The 16,449-nt window shown below is 66.8% G+C and carries 17 protein-coding genes; 9 read left to right on the forward strand and 8 right to left on the reverse strand.

Going from position 1 to position 16,449, the window contains the following annotated elements; genetic code table 11:
* Positions 1 to 29 precede the first annotated feature (29 nt).
* Positions 30 to 1,184: a 5-(carboxyamino)imidazole ribonucleotide synthase gene (locus ACXU4B_RS08105; protein WP_131409422.1), complete on the reverse strand. Its 1,155-nt coding sequence runs from the start codon at positions 1,182 to 1,184 to the stop codon at positions 30 to 32.
* Positions 1,181 to 1,684 carry a 5-(carboxyamino)imidazole ribonucleotide mutase gene (gene purE / locus ACXU4B_RS08110; protein WP_131409424.1) on the reverse strand — a complete coding sequence of 168 codons (504 nt, stop codon included), beginning with the start codon at positions 1,682 to 1,684 and terminating at the stop codon, positions 1,181 to 1,183. Before purE ends, ACXU4B_RS08105 begins: the two co-directional genes overlap by 4 nt.
* A 65-nt stretch (positions 1,685 to 1,749) precedes the next feature.
* Here purE and ACXU4B_RS08115 point away from each other — a divergent pair, with 65 nt between their 5' ends.
* From ACXU4B_RS08115 to ACXU4B_RS08130, 4 genes are all read left to right on the forward strand, one after another.
* A complete protein-coding gene (locus ACXU4B_RS08115) occupies positions 1,750 to 2,022 on the forward strand; it encodes a Trm112 family protein (RefSeq protein WP_131409426.1) in 273 nt (90 codons plus the stop codon).
* 165 nt (positions 2,023 to 2,187) lie between these two features.
* Positions 2,188 to 4,464, forward strand: a complete 2,277-nt coding sequence (locus ACXU4B_RS08120) for a DUF1631 domain-containing protein (protein ID WP_131409428.1) — start codon at positions 2,188 to 2,190, stop codon at positions 4,462 to 4,464.
* Positions 4,461 to 5,315: a carboxylating nicotinate-nucleotide diphosphorylase gene (gene nadC, locus ACXU4B_RS08125; RefSeq protein WP_131409430.1), complete on the forward strand. Its 855-nt coding sequence runs from the start codon at positions 4,461 to 4,463 to the stop codon at positions 5,313 to 5,315. The genes ACXU4B_RS08120 and nadC overlap by 4 nt, the downstream gene beginning before the upstream one ends.
* An 84-nt stretch (positions 5,316 to 5,399) precedes the next feature.
* Positions 5,400 to 5,807: a DUF3301 domain-containing protein gene (locus tag ACXU4B_RS08130; protein WP_131409432.1), complete on the forward strand. Its 408-nt coding sequence runs from the start codon at positions 5,400 to 5,402 to the stop codon at positions 5,805 to 5,807.
* Positions 5,808 to 5,823: 16 nt separating this feature from the next.
* Here the strand turns inward: ACXU4B_RS08130 and ACXU4B_RS08135 are convergent, their stop codons facing one another.
* The 5 genes from ACXU4B_RS08135 to petA form a co-directional block, all read right to left on the reverse strand.
* Positions 5,824 to 6,276, reverse strand: coding sequence for a ClpXP protease specificity-enhancing factor (locus ACXU4B_RS08135; protein ID WP_240734043.1), 453 nt, complete (start codon positions 6,274 to 6,276; stop codon positions 5,824 to 5,826).
* Positions 6,277 to 6,475: 199 nt separating this feature from the next.
* Positions 6,476 to 7,099 (reverse strand): glutathione S-transferase N-terminal domain-containing protein, encoded by a 624-nt coding sequence (locus ACXU4B_RS08140; protein WP_131409433.1) that lies wholly within the window; start codon positions 7,097 to 7,099, stop codon positions 6,476 to 6,478.
* 74 nt (positions 7,100 to 7,173) lie between these two features.
* The gene (locus ACXU4B_RS08145) at positions 7,174 to 7,923 is read right to left on the reverse strand and encodes a cytochrome c1 (RefSeq protein WP_425481386.1); all 750 of its coding nucleotides are present in this window, start codon (positions 7,921 to 7,923) and stop codon (positions 7,174 to 7,176) included.
* Positions 7,916 to 9,217 (reverse strand): cytochrome b, encoded by a 1,302-nt coding sequence (locus tag ACXU4B_RS08150; protein ID WP_131409435.1) that lies wholly within the window; start codon positions 9,215 to 9,217, stop codon positions 7,916 to 7,918. Before ACXU4B_RS08150 ends, ACXU4B_RS08145 begins: the two co-directional genes overlap by 8 nt.
* Positions 9,217 to 9,822 (reverse strand): ubiquinol-cytochrome c reductase iron-sulfur subunit, encoded by a 606-nt coding sequence (petA, locus tag ACXU4B_RS08155; protein WP_131409437.1) that lies wholly within the window; start codon positions 9,820 to 9,822, stop codon positions 9,217 to 9,219. The genes ACXU4B_RS08150 and petA overlap by 1 nt, the downstream gene beginning before the upstream one ends.
* Positions 9,823 to 10,188: 366 nt before the next feature.
* On the opposite strand from petA, the gene ACXU4B_RS08160 reads away from it, so the two are divergent.
* Positions 10,189 to 11,376: a S1C family serine protease gene (locus ACXU4B_RS08160; RefSeq protein WP_131409440.1), complete on the forward strand. Its 1,188-nt coding sequence runs from the start codon at positions 10,189 to 10,191 to the stop codon at positions 11,374 to 11,376.
* Here the strand turns inward: ACXU4B_RS08160 and ACXU4B_RS08165 are convergent.
* The gene (locus ACXU4B_RS08165) at positions 11,362 to 12,462 is read right to left on the reverse strand and encodes a lytic transglycosylase domain-containing protein (RefSeq protein WP_338069383.1); all 1,101 of its coding nucleotides are present in this window, start codon (positions 12,460 to 12,462) and stop codon (positions 11,362 to 11,364) included. The genes ACXU4B_RS08160 and ACXU4B_RS08165 overlap by 15 nt on opposite strands.
* Before the next feature lie 331 nt (positions 12,463 to 12,793).
* Here ACXU4B_RS08165 and miaB point away from each other — a divergent pair, with 331 nt between their 5' ends.
* From miaB to ybeY, 4 genes are read left to right on the forward strand one after another with little or no spacing between them, the layout of a single operon-like run.
* Positions 12,794 to 14,146 (forward strand): tRNA (N6-isopentenyl adenosine(37)-C2)-methylthiotransferase MiaB, encoded by a 1,353-nt coding sequence (gene miaB, locus ACXU4B_RS08170; protein WP_131409442.1) that lies wholly within the window; start codon positions 12,794 to 12,796, stop codon positions 14,144 to 14,146.
* A complete protein-coding gene (locus ACXU4B_RS08175) occupies positions 14,143 to 14,637 on the forward strand; it encodes a GNAT family N-acetyltransferase (RefSeq protein WP_131409444.1) in 495 nt (164 codons plus the stop codon). The genes miaB and ACXU4B_RS08175 overlap by 4 nt, the downstream gene beginning before the upstream one ends.
* A gap of 6 nt (positions 14,638 to 14,643) precedes the next feature.
* Entirely contained in the window at positions 14,644 to 15,630 is a 987-nt protein-coding gene (locus ACXU4B_RS08180; protein ID WP_131409446.1) for a PhoH family protein, read from the forward strand.
* Positions 15,627 to 16,106: an rRNA maturation RNase YbeY gene (gene ybeY / locus ACXU4B_RS08185; RefSeq protein ID WP_131409448.1), complete on the forward strand. Its 480-nt coding sequence runs from the start codon at positions 15,627 to 15,629 to the stop codon at positions 16,104 to 16,106. The genes ACXU4B_RS08180 and ybeY overlap by 4 nt, the downstream gene beginning before the upstream one ends.
* Positions 16,107 to 16,449: the final 343 nt, after the last annotated feature.

Genomic DNA, 16,449 nt, shown 5'->3' on the forward strand with positions numbered 1-16,449 from the left:
CGGCTCCGTCTTTTTTTTGGGGGTTCCGATCAGCCGAGCTGGCGTACCGCCGGATCGGCCTGCTGATCGCGGTGCAACGCGTGCGCGATGCCGGCAAGTCGATCCACTAATTGCCGCGCATCCATCGCGCACACCGTGGCATGCCCGACCTTGCGACCGGCGCGCGGCTGCTTGCCGTAGTCATGCCAGTGCGCATCCACGGCCTCGAGCACCGGGGCCGCATCGGGCAATTCGCCGATCCAGTTGAACATGGCTGACAAGCCGCGGGCCGAAGTGTCGCCCAGCGGCAGGCCCAGCACGGCACGCACGTGGTTCTCGAACTGGCTGGTCAGCGCACCTTCGATCGTCCAGTGGCCGGAGTTGTGCACCCGCGGTGCCATTTCGTTGCCGAGCAGCTCGCCATCCTTCACGAACAGCTCCAGCGCGAACACGCCGACGTATTCCAGCTTTTCCGCCAGCGTGCGGGCCAGGCCAGTGGCACGCGCCTGCAGGGACTCGATGTCCGGCGCCGGTGCCAGGCTAAGGGAAAGCACGCCGTCGGTATGCCAGTTCTGGGTCAGCGGCCAGGTGCGGAAATCACCGTCGCGCCCGCGCACGGCGATCACCGACAGTTCGCGGTCAAACGGCACGAACGCCTCGAGGATCAGGCCGTGCGCCGCCGCCTGCGCGCCCAGCGCGGCCCAGGCCGCATCGGCATCGGCCAGGGTCTTGATGCGGAACTGGCCCTTGCCGTCGTAACCGAGCCGGCGGGTCTTGAGGATGGCCGGCGCCCCGATGGTCGCCAGTGCCTGGTCCAGGTCAGCACGGGTATCGATGGCCTGGAACTCGGGGGTGCGCAGGCCGCATTCGAGGAACAGGGTCTTTTCCGCCAGCCGGTCCTGGGCTACCGCCAGGGCGCGCGGCGCGGGAAACACGGCCACCTTGTCGGCCAGCCAGTGCGCGGTGTCCGCCGGCACGTTTTCGAAATCGAAGGTGACCACGTCGACCTGCCCGGCGAAGCGCCCCAGCGCCTCGAAGTCGGTCCAGTCGGCCTTCACCAGGGGTGCCACCTGGCCGGCGCAGGCATCGGCCGCACTGTCCACCACGAGGGTTTTCACGCCCAGTGGCGCGGCGGCCAGCGCCAGCATGCGGGCGAGCTGCCCGCCGCCCAGGATGCCGAGTACGGGTTGGCGACGGATCGTCACGCGCGCGGATCCGGGGCATCGAGCACGCTTTGCGTCTGGCGTGCGCGATAGGCATCCAGCGCCGTCGCCAGCGACGGATCGTGCAGGGCCAGTACCGAGGCCGCCAACAGCCCGGCATTGACGGCACCGGCGCGACCAATGGCCAGGGTGCCGACCGGGATGCCCGCCGGCATCTGGGCGATGGACAGCAACGAGTCCATGCCGTTGAGCGCCTTGGACTGCACCGGCACGCCCAGCACCGGCAAGCGCGTCTTGGCCGCGAGCATGCCTGGCAGATGGGCCGCGCCACCGGCGCCGGCAATGATGACCTGGATGCCACGGCCCGCCGCTTCCTCGGCGTACTGGAAGAGCAGGTCCGGCGTGCGATGCGCGGAGACGACGCGCACTTCGTGCGCGACGCCCAGTTCATTCAGCACGCTGGCCGCGTGCTCCATGGTTTCCCAGTCCGAACGGGAGCCCATCACGACACCGACGCGCGGCGGGAGGGAAGTCGACGTCATGACCCAAGCCATCCAAAAGGGGTTATTGTACGGACTTTCCGCGTTTCGGCACGATCCCGCTCCCCATGGACAAACGCCTGCTCGATATTCTCTGCTGCCCGGTCAGCAAGTCCCCCGTCCGCCCCCTCAGCCGGGCCGAGCTCGAAGCCCTCAATGCCGCCATCGGCAACGGGCAGGTCGAAAGCGTGGCCGGGGTGGCCGTCAGCGCCGCACTGGCCGAAGGCCTTATAACCACCGATCGCAAGGTCATTTACCGGGTCGACGACGGCATCCCCGTGATGCTGCCGGAAGAAGGCATCGGAACCACCCAGCTGCGGGACTTTCCAGCCGCCGCCTGAGGCGCCGGCATGGCCGCCGGCGCAAGTCCGTGCGGCCCCCTAGGCCATGTGCCATAGCGCGACCGAGCGCATGGCGGCGCGTCCCGTTTTCGCTTATTGTAGGATCGCCTATTGTCGCGACGGGCTGACCTGATCGCGCGTCGGCATCACTTCAGGGGTGGGGCGATGAAAGACGCCAGTGAACCTTCCAATATCGTCAGCCTGAGCCAGCGCCTGGACCCTTCCAGCGAGCGCGGAGGCGCCCTCTTGAACAATGTCCGGGACATCGCGGGCCGTCGCCTGCAGATCTTGATCAACGGCATGTTCGAGCATGTCGACGATGCCCTGTTCGATCTGGCCGAAAAAGCCGAGAACAACGCCGCGCAGATGCACTACTTCGACGGCATGCGCGAAGTGCGCAAGCGCCGTCCGATGGTCGAGCGCAGCTTCCTGGCGCAGGTCTCGCGCGACCTCAGCGACTTTGCCGCCAATTACCGCGGTGGCGCCGGCGGCCAGGGCGGGTCGGTGTTGCCGATCGGCTCGGTGGAGCTCTCGCTGGTCGCGGACAACGAACTGGAAGAGTCGCTGGCCATCACCAGCATGATCGGCAAGAACGAAACGCGCCTCACGCGCGAACTGTTCGCCGTGAACCAGCGCCTGTCGGTGATCTACGGCGGCATCCAGATCGAAGACTCCAGCAACCCGGTCGGACCGGCCGTGCTCTCCCAGGCTTTCCGCCAGGCGATGCGCGAGCTGTCCGCGGAAATGCGCGTCAAGCTCATCATCTACAAGCTGTTCGACCGTTATGTGCTGGCTTCGCTCGATGAGCTCTATCAGGAGATCAACGGCGAGCTGGTCCGTGCCGGCGTGCTGCCGCAGCTCCGCCACGATGTGGCGCGCGGCGGCAATGCCGCGAAGGGCGGTGCCTCCGCGGCACCGGCCGGCGGCGAGACAGCCGAGGCCGCCTTCCTGGCCGAGGACGAGGGCGCCGCGTCGAACGAGCTGCTGCAGACGCTGCGGGCCCTGTTCAGTGCCCGCCGTGGCGGCGGCGATGCGGGGCGCATGCCCGTCGGCGCCATGCAGATGCCGAGCGCGAACGAACTGATTGGCGCACTCAGCGTGCTGCAGAGCCAGGCTGCGATCAATCAGCAGCTGCCGCTGCATGCCAGCAATGCCCTCGAGCTGGCCAGCGAAGTACAGCAACTCAAGGAGCACCTGCTGTCGCAGATCGGCTCGCTGCGCGGCGAACGGCCCAGCCAGGTGTCCACCATCGACGAGGACACCATCGATCTGGTCGGCATGCTGTTCGAGTTCATCCTCGAGGACCGCAACCTGCCGACCGAGATGCAGGTGCTGCTGGCACGCCTGCAGATTCCCTACCTCAAGGCGGCGATCCTCGATCGCAAGCTGTTCGCGCACCGCCAGCATCCGGCGCGCCGCCTGCTCGACAACCTGGCGGATGCCGCCAAGGGCTGGTCGACCGAATCCGATCGCGACCACCGCCTGCACGACAAGATCAAGTCCATCGTCGACCGCCTGCTGCAGGATTTCGACGACGACCTGACCATCTTCGAGCGCCTGTGCGTCGAGCTGCAGGAATTCCAGGACATCAGCCGCCGCCGCGCCGAACTGGCCGAACAGCGCGTGGCCGAGTCGACCCGCGGCCGCGAGAAGCTGGAACAGGCGCGCCGTCGCGCCGCCCGCGAAATCCTCAGCCGCATCGACGGCCATACGCTGCCGCCGCTGATCCACGGGATCCTGTCGCGCGCGTGGGCCAACTACCTGGTGCTGACCATCCTGCGCCAGGGCGAGGAGTCGCCGGAATTCCGCGACGCGCTTCGCTTCGCCAACGATTTCATCGACAGCACCAAGCCGGCCCGCACGCTCGACGAGCGCCGCGCGCTGCGCCAGATGCTGCCGGGCATCGAGCGCTCGCTGCGCCGCGGCCTGGCCAACGTGGCGTTCCAGGAAAGCGACATTGACCGCCTGCTGGCGCAGCTGCATACCTACTACCGCCACCAGCTCGGCGAAGCCGTGCCGGAGGCCGAGGTGCAGGCGGTGGAGGAATCCACCTCGCTGCCCATTCCCGAGAGCATCCAGCCGATCGCGGAGTCCGAGGCCGAGCTGGACCGGTCCGAGCCGCAGCCGGAACCGGCGCTCGATACCCCGGAAATGCTGCTGATCGCCGAGCTCAAGCCCGGTACGTGGCTGGAGTTCCTGTCCGACCCGGAAGCCATCGAGCGCGCCAAGCTCTCGTGGATCAGCCCCATGAGCGGCCGCTACCTGTTCGTGAACCGGCGTGGCCTGAAAGTGGCTGACTACGCCCCGCACGAACTGGCCTCCGCGCTCACCGGCGGCACGGCCCGCGTGCTCGATTCCACGGCCCTGTTCGACCGCGCGATGGATGCCATCGTCGGCCGCCTCAGCCAGCCCGCCACGGCGAACAGCCCCGCGACCGAATGACTTCAAACGCCCCTGCCTCACCCTCGCCCGAGTTGATTCGGGCGGACGTCGAGCGTGCCTTTGCCGAAGACATCGGCAGCGGCGACGCCACCGCCGACCTGCTTGCGGCCGATGCCCTGGCCCATGCCACCCTGACCTGTCGCGAGAATGCGGTGATGGCGGGCATCGGCTGGTTCAACGCCAGCTTCCGCCAGCTCGACCCGGACGTGCAGATCGAATGGACGCTGCAGGACGGCGACCGCGCCAGCGCCGGCTCGGTGATCTGCCGGCTTCGCGGCAAGGCCCGGCCGCTGGTCAGCGCCGAACGTACGGCACTCAATTTCCTGCAGCTGTTGTCGGGCACGGCCACGACGACGGCGGCCTACGTGGCGGCGGTCGCCGGCACCGGCGTACGCGTGCTCGATACCCGCAAGACCGTTCCCGGTTTGCGCCTGGCCCAGAAATACGCCGTGCGTTGCGGCGGTGGCCACAATCACCGGGTGGGCCTCTACGACGCCATCCTGGTGAAGGAGAACCACATCATCGCCGCCGGTGGCATCGGCGCGGCAGCCGCGGCGGCGCGGCGACTGCATCCGTCGCTGCTGCTGGAAATCGAAGTGGAGAACCTCGACGAGCTGCAGCAGGCACTCGCCGCCGGCGCCGACCGCATCATGCTGGACAATTTCTCCCTGCCGCTCATGCGCGAGGCGGTCGCCATCGCCAAGGGCCGCGCGCAGCTGGAAATTTCCGGCAATGTCGACCTGACCACCATCGGCGACTACGCACGCACCGGCGTGGATTTCATCTCGGTGGGCGCGCTGACCAAGCACGTGCGGGCGGTCGACCTGTCGTTGCGCCTGCAACTGGACTGAGTCCGGCCGCACGGGCCGGGCATCCATGCGCATCTCCCCGCCGCGAGCCTTGCAAGCGGCCGGCGACGGCTACACTCTCAAGCCATGAGCGAACTATCGGACCTGTTCCTGTTGCTGGTGCTGCTGTCGATAATCGGACTGTGGCTGAAGCTCAGCCGCGCCCGCGAGCTGGCGACCCAGGAGGCACGCGGACAATGCCGCCAGCACGGCCTGCAACTGCTCGACGAAAGCGTGGGGCTGCGCAGCCTGCGGCCGCGTCGCGTGCATGGCGGCTGGTTGCTGGAACGCTGCTACACCTTTGAAGTGAGCATCGACGGCAACGACCGCGAACCGGGACGGCTCTGGATGATCGGCCGCACACTGACCGGCCTGAGCCTGCCCACCATCCAGAGTCATCTGCCGGGGACCCGGTCGGATCACGTGCCGCCCGCCGGGGAGAGCAATGTCGTTCCGCTGCGCCCCCGCATGCGCGACGACAACCGCCTCCACTGAGGCGGCCGTCCCCTGGTTACTTGACCACCCGCAGGAACGGCGCGCTGCGCTTGGGCTTGTCGCCGGCGTCGTCACCCTCCGGCGTGGGCGGCGTGTCGTCCGGATCGGGCGACGACGGCGGCGGATTGTCGCCACCCTCGTCGGCCGGAAACATCATGCCCTGCCCGTTTTCCTGCGCGTAAAGCGCCAGCACGGCCTGAATCGGGATATGGATGTTCTGACTGACGCCGGAGAAGCGCGCCTGGAAACTGATCCAGTCATTGCCCAGGTCCAGGTTCGCCACCGCCCGCATGGCGAGATTCAGCACCACCTGGCCGTTCTTGACGACCTGGGGGGGCACTTTCACCCCCTCGCGCCCCGCATCCACCAGCACGTAGGGGGTGAGATTGTTGTCGGAGATCCAGTCGTAGATCGCCCGCAGCAGATACGGGCGATTGGAGGACATCGGCGGAAGCTTGTCGTCGGTCATGCAGAAACCTGTTGATGACTGGGCCAGGGCGGGGTCCGGCCCTGGCCCGGCCGGGAGTTCGATGGAGTGTATGCCAACCGCGGCCGGGATAAAGGCGCAAAGCCCGCCCCGGACGCCGGCGGGCCCGTAGCGTCGATGCTGCAGTGCCACAAGGGCGGGAAAGCGGTCGGCCCCTTCCCCCGGGGGCCGCCCCGTTGGCTCAGGGCCGCATGGCCTTTTCTTCCGCCGTCATGCTGCGCGCGTATCCCTGGCTGGCGAACAGCCGCTCGCCATAGTCGAGGATCGGCTTGCCCTCGCGCCCTAGGTCCACGCCCAGCCAGGGCAGGCGCCAGACCACCGGCGCCACCAGGCAGTCGGTCAGGCTCATCTCGGGATTGAGGAAGAACCGCGAGGCCTTGAACAGGGGCAGTGAAGCGAGCAGATGCTCCCGCAGGCGCTTGCGGGCGGCATCGGCCGGCCGGCCGCCGGCGCGGATCGCGTCCACCTCGGGCAGCCAGTCCAGCTCGATGCGCACGGTCGCCAGGCGCAGGCGGGCGCGGGACAAGGGATCGATCGGCATCAACGGCGGGTGCGGGTAGCGCTCGTCCAGGTACTCGCAGACGACGGCCGTGTTGTAGAGGGTCAGGTCACGGTCGACCAGGGTCGGCGTGGTCCCGTAAGGGTTCAGGTCCAACAGGTCTTCGGGCGGCCTGGCCGGGTCGACCTGCACCCGTTCGTAGCTGACGCCCTTGGCGGCGAGCACCAACCGGGTGCGGTGGCACTGGATGCCATCCGCGGTGGTGTACAGGGTGAGTGCGGTACGCGAACGAGCGCTTTGGACCATGCGCGATCTCCCCATCGACATTAAGCGCGTACGGCGGCACTAGGCCGCCGTACCTCAGGCTATGGCACGACGCCTCAGTGGACGTCCTTCCAATATTCCTTCTTTAGCAGATATGCCAGGAAAGTGAAGCCCGCCAGGAAAAGCAGCACCCAGATGCCGTAACGCTGGCGCTGCAGCGCGGCCGGCTCGGCCACGTATTCCAGGAAGGCCGTCAGGTCGCGCGTGGCCTGCTGGTACTGGGCCGGCGTGAGCTTGCCGGGCTGGGTCAGCTCGAGCTTTTCGACCTCGTCGCCGCCTTCCTTCTTCACCGCGGTCTGCAGTCCCTGCAGCTCCCACAACGGGTTGGGCATGGACGCGTTGGCGAACACCGCGTTGTTCCAGCCCACCGGACGGGTCGGGTCCAGGTAGAAGGAGTTGAGGTAGCCATAGACCCAGTCGGCGGTCTTGGCGCGCACTTCCAGCGAGAGGTCCGGCGGTGCCTTGCCGAAGAACTGCTGGGCCGAATCCTCCGGCATGTGCGAAATCACCACGTCGCCGAACTTGGCACCGGTGAAGTTGAGGTTCTTCATCACCTCGTCTTCGCTGAGGCCGAGGTCCTCGGCGATACGCGAATAGCGCGCGTACTTCAGCGAGTGGCAACCGACGCAGTAGTTGAAGAACAGCTTGGCGCCGCGCTGCAACGAAGCCTGGTCGCGGACATTGGTGCCGGCCGAGGGCAGGCCGCCCTCTTCCGACGCCATCGCCGAAGTGGTGCCGACCAGCAGGCCGAGCGCAAGCGCGAGCGAGGAAATGGTTTTCTTCATCAGGGACGGTCGCTTAGTCATGGTCAAACACCACCCGCTCCGGGACCGGCTTGGTCTTTTCCCAGCCGAAGTGCGTGTAGCACCACAGGAACACGAAGTACCCGAAGTAGAGGAACGTCATCACGCGACCGAACGTGTTCTCCCAGAAGGTCGCATCCGTAGGAGCCCACTCGACGAGCTTCTCGCCCACCACGCCCGCGCCCACCAGGGCCAGGCCGATAAACGAGCCAGCGAACGTCAGCAACGCGACCTTGAAGCCGGTGCCGCGATAGCGGATGGAGCGCACCTTGCCCGCATCGATCCACGGCAGCAGGAACAACAGGGCGATCGCGCCGAACATGCCCAGCACGCCCCAGAAGGCCGTGCCGAAGAACGACGGGATCATGCGCAGGATCGCGTAGAACGGAGTGAAGTACCACGACGGCTTGATGTGGGTCGGCGTGACCAGGTTGTTGGCCGGGATGAAGTTGTCATGCTCCAGGAACCAACCGCCAACCGTCGGCGAGAAGAAGATGATGAATGCCGCGATCATCAGGAAAAAGCCCACCGCCACCAGGTCATGCACGGTGTAGTACGGGTGGAACGGAATGCCGTCGGCCGGCTTCTCCGGATTCCAGCGATTGCCCTTCGGGCCGTGCTTGATGTCGACGCCGTCAGGATTGTTCGAACCCACTTCGTGCAGCGCGAAGATGTGCAGCACCACCAGCAACAGCAGCACCAGCGGCAGCGCGATGACGTGCAGCGCAAAGAAGCGGTTGAGCGTGGCGTCGGCAGGCAGGTAGTCGCCCATGATCCACTCGACCAGACTGCCGCCGATGAACGGGATGGTGCCGAACAGCGAGATGATCACCTTGGCGCCCCAGAACGACATGTTGCCCCACGGCAGCACGTAGCCCATGAAGGCCTCGGCCATCAGCACCAGGAACACCAGCATGCCCAGCAGCCACACCAGTTCGCGCGGCTTCTGGTAGGAGCCGTACATCAGGCCGCGGAACATGTGCAGGAACACCACCACGAAGAACAGCGAGGCGCCGGTGGAGTGCATGTAGCGGATCAGCCAGCCCCACTCCACGTCACGCATGATGTACTCGACCGAGTTGAAGGCTTCCGCCGCACTCGTCTTGTAGTTCATGGTGAGGAAGATGCCGGTGACGATCTGGTTGACCAGCACCACGATGGCGAGCACGCCGAAGTAATACCAAAGGTTGAAGTTCTTCGGCGCGTAGTACTCGGTCATGTGCTTGCGATACACCGGCATCAGGCCGGGGGCTCGCTCATTGACCCAGTCGCCGAGGCGCGTGAATACGTTAGCCATCAGCCGGCCTCCTTCGGATCCACGCCAATCTGGATGTGCGTGTCGTCCACGAAGTGGTACGGCGGCACCAGCAGGTTCTTCGGCGCCGGAACGCCCTGGTAGACGCGGCCGGACATGTCATAGCGCGACTTGTGGCAGGGGCAGTAGAAGCCGCCCTTCCACTCGGGGTCGAACGGCTCGGGCTTCATCACGGGGACGAAGTCGGGCACGCAACCCAGGTGGGTGCACAGGCCGACCAGCACCAGCCATTCGGGCTTGATGGAGCGGGCTTCGTTCTGCGCGTACTTGGGCTGCTGGTCGGCCGAGCCGCTGTCCGACTTGGCGTCGACCAGGCGGGCGTTCTGGCTGGGCAGCGCGTCGAGCTGCTCCTTGGTGCGATTGACCACGAAGACCGGCAGGCCACGCCACGGGTAGGTGACCTTCTGGCCTGACTCGATCTTGCTGATGTCGACAGTGACTGGGGCACCTGCGGACTTGGCCCTCGCACTGGGTTCCCACGACTTGATGAAGGGCACGACTGCCGCGACGACTCCTACTCCACCAACCACGGACGTGGTTGCTGTCAGGAAGCGGCGGCGGCCGTGATCGACGACTTCGTTCGCCATCAGGCTCTCCGGTACATAATGCCATTGAGACGCGGAACTGGAGTTCCACAGGTGCTTGCCAAGCGAGTCGCGACGTCAGGCAGCGGGAACATGCGCTGCGAACCACCCCTGCACTCCGGGACATCAAGGGCACGAGGCACCAGCGCGGCAGGCAGTGTAGCGGTACACAACCACGGCCTTCGCTTCCGGTCACCTCGCGCACCCGGTGAACCCGGAGCGACCCGCTTCGCAAGCGCCAGCGAAATCCGGCACCCGCAAAAATCGCGTTAGTGTAGCGTCAGGGCCTGCCTCGTACAATAAAACCACGGCGCCAGCCGCTTTCGTCCACTCATCGTCCCAACGCCTTGTCACGAATCACATAACGACATGAAACATGCCGCTGGCACGCTCGCCTTCATCGCCCGCTTCGTGGTCCTCGGGCTGGCGGTCGCGTTCGTGATCAGCCTGGTGTGGCCCGGCGTCGGCAACAACCTGCGTGCCCGCTTCGGCATGCAGGGCGCGGGCGCCGAGTCGCCCGGCATGTCCACCGCCCCGGCGCGTGCGAGCGGCCCGGTGTCCTACGCCGACGCGGTGGCCCGTGCCGCGCCCTCGGTGGTCAACATCTATGCCAACAAGATGGTGACCGAACAGGCCGTGCAGATGTACACCGATCCGGTGCTGCAGCGCCTGTTCGGCGGCCGGCCCGCCGGCCCGGCCTACAAGCGCCGCGAACAGAGCCTCGGCTCGGGCGTGATCGTCAGCAGCCAGGGCTACGTGCTCACCAACAACCATGTGATCGCCAACGCCGACGACATCCAGGTGCTGCTCTACGACGGGCGCGTGGCCAAGGCCAGGGTCGTGGGTGCGGATATCGAGACCGACCTTGCCGTGCTGAAGATCGATGCCAGCAACCTGCCGGTCATCCATATCGCCAACCACGACCCGGTGCGCACCGGCGACGTAGTGCTGGCCATCGGCAATCCGCTCGGGCTCAACCAGACCGTGACCATGGGCATCGTCAGTGCCATTGGCCGGCAGCTGAGCAGTGCCAGCCCGGAGGACTTCATCCAGACCGATGCGGCGATCAACCTCGGCAACTCCGGTGGCGCCCTGGTCAATACCGAGGGCGAACTGGTTGGCATCAACACCTTGCTGATCGGCAAGGCCGCCAATGCCGAAGGCATCAGCTTCGCCATCCCGGTGACCAACGCCAAGAAGGTGCTGGACCAGATCATCGACACGGGGCGCGTCGTGCGTGGATGGATGGGCGCGGACTACACCTTCGTACCCGTGGCGGCGGACAGCGGCCTGCCCGCGGCCGCGCGCGGCGCCCAGGTCACGGACATCTATCCGGGCGGCCCGGCCGCGCAGGCGGGCATCCAGCCGCACGACATCCTGCTGCGCATCGGCAGCGACGACATCGTCGACCCCACCGACCTGCGGCGACACGAGGCCGCGCTCAAGCCCGGCAGCAAGGTCCAGGTTTCGGGGCTTCGCAACGGCACGCCCTTCCATACCGAAGTGATCCTGGCGCAGCGCCCGCCGCTGACGCCGACCGCCTCACTGGATGGTTGAGAGACCCGCCACGGCCGGCGCGTGGGTCGCGGCCGGACGGATGGCCTGCCTGTAGCGTTTGCGCAAGGTGCCGACGCGGTCGACATAGACCTGGGTTTCGGCAAACGGCGGCACGCCGTTGTACCGCTGCACGGCCCCGGGCCCGGCGTTGTAGGCCGCGGCGGCCAGCCGCTCGTCGCCCCTGAAGGTATGCAGCAGCAAGCCCAGGTAACGTGCGCCACCGCGAATGTTCTGGGCGGTGTCGAAGGCATCCTTGACGCCCATGTCGAGCGCCGTGCCCGGCATCAGCTGCATCAGGCCCTGGGCGCCCTTGAGGGACATGGCCCGCGGATTGAACGCGCTCTCGGCATGGATGATGGCGCGCAGGAAAGCCTCGTCCACGCCCGACTCCACGCTGGCCACGCGGATGACTTCGGCATAGTCGGTCAGGTTCAGCGCCACGGAGTCCCAGCGGATGGTCGAGTGCAGGTTGCACGCCACGCAGGTCGCGATGTAGCTGAAAAGCATGGTGACGGCGCGACCCTGCTGTTCGGCGGGACGCAGGTTGGTGTATTCCACGCTGCCGTCCCGGCGAACCACGCGATACACCGCCCCGCGCAGCACGCGATCGCCCGTCGGTGCCGGCGGCTCCGCCGCCACGCTGGTGGCGGGCTTCGGGGCCTCGCTGTAGTTCCATTGCCCGGGCACCCCCGACGACCCTGACGACGCGGATGACCCGGCCACCCGCGCCGTGGTTTCCACGCCTCCCTGGACCCGGGCCAGCGACGCCTCGCTGGCCGGGGGCGGGCTGGACGGGGAGCGCGCCGAGGTTTCGGCACTGCCCTGCACGCCGGCCAGCGACGGTGCCGTCACCCTGGGTGCGGGCTTGCGGCGGGCAGGCTCCGGCGTGCCGGCGATGCGGACGCAACCGCTGTAGCCGGCCGCACTGCTGCTGAACACCACTTCTCCCGAGCCACCGGTACAGCGATACAGCGCGCCGGCATGGCTGCGGGCCGGCAGGGCGAGCAGGCACAGCACCGCCAGGCAAGCGGCCGCTGCCCTGAGCAGGACGCGCCGCCCCGTCGGCAGCCGAGCCGGGCTGGTCACACTGTCCCCGTCGGAAGCCGCGCCACTGCTGCGGCCGTCACCCGGTCATGCACCCACATACATTCCCCTTCCGCACTCCCCTGCGCGCCTACGTGCCGGGCCACAGGCCTGGCGGCAGTGTGCCCCCTGCCACCGCCGACGCCAAGCAGGACGCGGTCATTTCGTGCGGCGGGACAAATTTGCCGCCCGGACCACCCTGGCCCGGCCGCCCGGTGACCACGCAAGTGCTTGATCAGGCTTGGCCGTTCAGCTGGCGGGCATGACCCTGGACGCGTAAACTGTGCGGTTCGGCGGCCATCCCCCGGCGCCCAGGACCACGGTACCAAGACCCATGACCGGCAAGCTTTTCATCAAAACCCACGGTTGCCAGATGAACGAGTACGACTCGGCCAAGATGGCCGACGTGCTCAAGGCCTCGCATGGACTGGAACTGACCCAGGACGAATCCGAGGCGGACGTCATCCTGATCAACACCTGCTCGATCCGCGAGAAAGCCCAGGAAAAGGTGTTCAGCCAGCTCGGCCGATGGAAGGAGCACAAGCAGGGCGGCAAGCCCGTGCTGATCGGCGTGGGTGGCTGCGTGGCCTCGCAGGAAGGCCAGGACATCATCAAGCGTGCGCCGTACGTCGACCTGGTGTTCGGCCCGCAGACCCTGCACCGCCTGCCCGAGCTGATCGAGGCGCAGCGCGCCAGCGGCAAGCCGCAGGTGGACATCAGCTTCCCGGAGATCGAGAAGTTCGATCGCCTACCCGAACCACGCGCCGAAGGCCCGACCGCCTTCGTGTCGATCATGGAAGGTTGCTCCAAGTACTGCTCCTATTGCGTGGTGCCCTACACCCGCGGCGAGGAAATCAGCCGTCCGTTCGACGACGTGCTGGTGGAAGTGGCGCAACTGGCCGGCCAGGGCGTGCGCGAAGTGAACCTGCTGGGCCAGAACGTCAACGCCTACCGCGGTCCGACGCACGACGGCGGCAGCGCCGACCTGGCGGTGCTGATCCACGCCATCGCGCAGATCGACGGCATCGGCCGCATCCGCTTCACCACCTCGCATCCGCTGGAGTTCTCCGACTCGCTGATCGAGGCCTACGCCAACGTGCCGCAGCTGGCCAACTACCTGCACCTGCCCGTGCAGGCCGGCTCCGATCGCATCCTCGCCGCGATGAAGCGCGGCTACACCGCGCTGGAGTTCAAGCAGAAGATCCGCAAGCTGCGCGCAGTGCGCCCGGACATCTGCGTTTCCTCCGATTTCATCGTCGGCTTCCCCGGCGAAACGGATGACGATTTCGAGAAGACCATGAAGCTGGTCGGCGACATCGGCTTCGACCAGAGCTTCTCCTTCATCTTCTCCTCGCGCCCCGGCACGCCGGCGGCAAACCTCACCGACGAAACGTCGTCCGAGGTGAAGCACGCCCGCCTTGCCCGCCTGCAGGCCACGCTCAACGAGAACGCGCGCCAGATCAACGAGGCCATGGTCGGTACCGTGCAGCGCGTGCTGGTGGAGAAAGTCAGCAAGAAGAACCCGAACGAGTTCACCGGCCGCACCGAGAACATGCGCTACGTGAACTTCCCCGGCAACGCGCGCATGATCGGCCAGTTCATCGACGTGGTGATCACCGATGCCATGAGCAACTCGCTGCGCGGACGCGTGAAGCTGGCGGACGACGCGGTCGCGCTGGCATCGTGACGGCCCCGCTGACGGTCAGGGAAATCGGCGCCGAGGAGTTCGCGCTGGTGTGGCCGCTGTTTCGCAGCGTGGTCGAAGCCGGCGACACCTACAGCTATCCGCCCGACCTCAGCTTCGAGCAGGCGCGCGAGTGGTGGGCGACGCCGCCGAGCCGCTGCTTCGTCGCCGAGCGCGGCAAGCTCGTGCTTGGCTGCTACATGCTCAAGCCCAACCAGCCCGGCCTCGGCGACCACGTGGCCAATGCCGGCTACATGGTGTCGCCCGCCACGCGCGGACAGGGCGTGGCGTCGGCCATGTGCGAGCATTCGCTGACCCAGGCCCGCGACGCTGGCTTCACCGCCATGCAGTTCAACTTTGTCGTCTCGACCAACACCACCGCCGTGCGCCTCTGGCAGCGCCACGGTTTCCGCATCGTCGGCCAGGTGCCGGGCGCGTTCCGCCACGCGGCGCAGGGCCCGACCGACGTCTACGTGATGCATCGACACCTCTGATTTCCCATGAGCAACGGCCTGAACCAACGCGACTTCACCCTCGAGCCGGAAGACAACGCGCGGCTCGCCAATCTCTGCGGCCCGTTCGACGAGCACCTGCGCCAGATTGAGCTGCGCCTGGGCGTTGAAATCGACCATCGCGGCAATCTGTTCCAGGTGATCGGCGAGGAAGACGCCGCGCGCGCCACCGAAAAAGTGCTGCGTGCACTCTACGAGGGCACCGCGAGCGAGTCCCTGACCGGCGCCAAGATCAACCTGCACCTGGCCGAATCGGGCATCGACGCGATCGTCAATGACGCGGCCGAAGGCGCGCAGGACGTGGCCATCAAGGTGAAACGCGGCGTCATCAAGGGCCGCGGCCCCAACCAGGCCCGCTACCTGCACGCCATCACCACGCACGACATCAGCTTCGGCGTGGGTCCTGCCGGCACCGGCAAGACCTATCTCGCCGTGGCCAGCGCGGTGGAAGCTCTGGAGGCCAACCGGGTGCAGCGCCTGCTGCTGGTGCGCCCCGCGGTGGAGGCCGGTGAAAAGCTCGGCTTCCTCCCCGGCGATCTTTCGCAAAAGGTCGATCCGTACCTGCGCCCCCTGTACGACGCGCTGTACGAGATGCTCGGCTTCGAAAAAGTCGCCAAGCTGATCGAGCGCAACGTGATCGAGATCGCGCCGCTGGCCTATATGCGCGGACGCACGCTCAATGACTCCTACGTGATCCTCGACGAGGCGCAGAACACCACCGTCGAGCAGATGAAGATGTTCCTCACGCGCATCGGCTTTGGCTCGGTGGCGGTGATCACCGGCGACGTCAGCCAGATCGACCTGCCGCGCCACGTCCGCTCGGGGCTGCGCCACGCAATCGAAGTGTTGCGCGGCGTCGATGGCATCAGCTTCACCTTCTTCACTTCGCGCGACGTGGTGCGCCATCCGCTGGTGGCGAAAATCGTGCGTGCCTACGAAGCCTTCGAACAGGCCTCCGAGGAGCCGCCCAAGTGAGCGCCTCGACGCTGCTGCTTGCGGTTGGCTACGCCGCGCCGCGCAAGGGCGTGCCCGCGACCGCCTCCTTCCGTACCTGGGTGGAAGCCACGCTGCGGGGCGCGCGGCGGCGCAAGGCCACCGAACTGTCGATCCGCATCGTCGGTGAAGCCGAAGGTCGCTCGCTCAACCGCGACTACCGGGGCAAGGACTATGCGACCAACGTGCTGTCCTTCCCCGCCGAGCTGCCGCCGGGCGTGGTGTTGCCGCTGATCGGCGACCTGGCGATCTGCGCCCCCGTGGTCGCCCGCGAAGCGCAGGAGCAAGGCAAGGCGTCGCGCAATCACTGGGCCCACATGACCGTGCACGGCGTACTGCACCTGCTCGGTTACGACCACATCGAGGACGCCGAGGCCGAGGCGATGGAGGCGCTGGAAAAGCGCATCCTGGCCAGCCTTGACATCGCCGATCCCTACGCCGCCGACGGCGAAAACTAGCCACGACGCGCCGCGTCGTCCCGGTGGACGACCATCCGGGCCACGTCGCCATGCGTTTCGCGCGTCGACCACGCCACGCATCACCGATCACTGTCACGGTACGGTCTCAAGTCATGCCGCAACGCGTCATCGACATGTCGATCACGTGTCAACGCCGGGTCAAGCAACTTCATTTCTTGAACTGCGATCTAACTGATTCTGAGCATCTCCAAGGCTAAAGACAGGCGAGGTTCATCGCCGACGGTCTATTCCTGTGTCGGTCCGGAACTGACGCATCGCATCAATCAGGAACCGTCGCCCCCGACGATTCGCGGCACGTAAGCCACTCCTTCCGGATCTCAAC

The sequence above is a fragment of the Dyella soli genome (assembly GCF_054482295.1).

What these genes read in the sequence shown, in the direction of transcription:
- purE (WP_131409424.1), bottom strand. Translation starts at nt 1,684, where the DNA reads ATGACGTCGACTTCCCTCCCGCCGCGCGTCGGTGTCGTGATGGGCTCC.
- ACXU4B_RS08115 (WP_131409426.1), top strand. Translation starts at nt 1,750, where the DNA reads ATGGACAAACGCCTGCTCGATATTCTCTGCTGCCCGGTCAGCAAGTCC.
- ACXU4B_RS08120 (WP_131409428.1), top strand. Translation starts at nt 2,188, where the DNA reads ATGAAAGACGCCAGTGAACCTTCCAATATCGTCAGCCTGAGCCAGCGC.
- nadC (WP_131409430.1), top strand. Translation starts at nt 4,461, where the DNA reads ATGACTTCAAACGCCCCTGCCTCACCCTCGCCCGAGTTGATTCGGGCG.
- ACXU4B_RS08130 (WP_131409432.1), top strand. Translation starts at nt 5,400, where the DNA reads ATGAGCGAACTATCGGACCTGTTCCTGTTGCTGGTGCTGCTGTCGATA.
- ACXU4B_RS08135 (WP_240734043.1), bottom strand. Translation starts at nt 6,276, where the DNA reads ATGACCGACGACAAGCTTCCGCCGATGTCCTCCAATCGCCCGTATCTG.
- ACXU4B_RS08140 (WP_131409433.1), bottom strand. Translation starts at nt 7,099, where the DNA reads ATGGTCCAAAGCGCTCGTTCGCGTACCGCACTCACCCTGTACACCACC.
- ACXU4B_RS08145 (WP_425481386.1), bottom strand. Translation starts at nt 7,923, where the DNA reads ATGACTAAGCGACCGTCCCTGATGAAGAAAACCATTTCCTCGCTCGCG.
- ACXU4B_RS08150 (WP_131409435.1), bottom strand. Translation starts at nt 9,217, where the DNA reads ATGGCTAACGTATTCACGCGCCTCGGCGACTGGGTCAATGAGCGAGCC.
- petA (WP_131409437.1), bottom strand. Translation starts at nt 9,822, where the DNA reads ATGGCGAACGAAGTCGTCGATCACGGCCGCCGCCGCTTCCTGACAGCA.
- ACXU4B_RS08160 (WP_131409440.1), top strand. Translation starts at nt 10,189, where the DNA reads ATGAAACATGCCGCTGGCACGCTCGCCTTCATCGCCCGCTTCGTGGTC.
- miaB (WP_131409442.1), top strand. Translation starts at nt 12,794, where the DNA reads ATGACCGGCAAGCTTTTCATCAAAACCCACGGTTGCCAGATGAACGAG.
- ACXU4B_RS08180 (WP_131409446.1), top strand. Translation starts at nt 14,644, where the DNA reads ATGAGCAACGGCCTGAACCAACGCGACTTCACCCTCGAGCCGGAAGAC.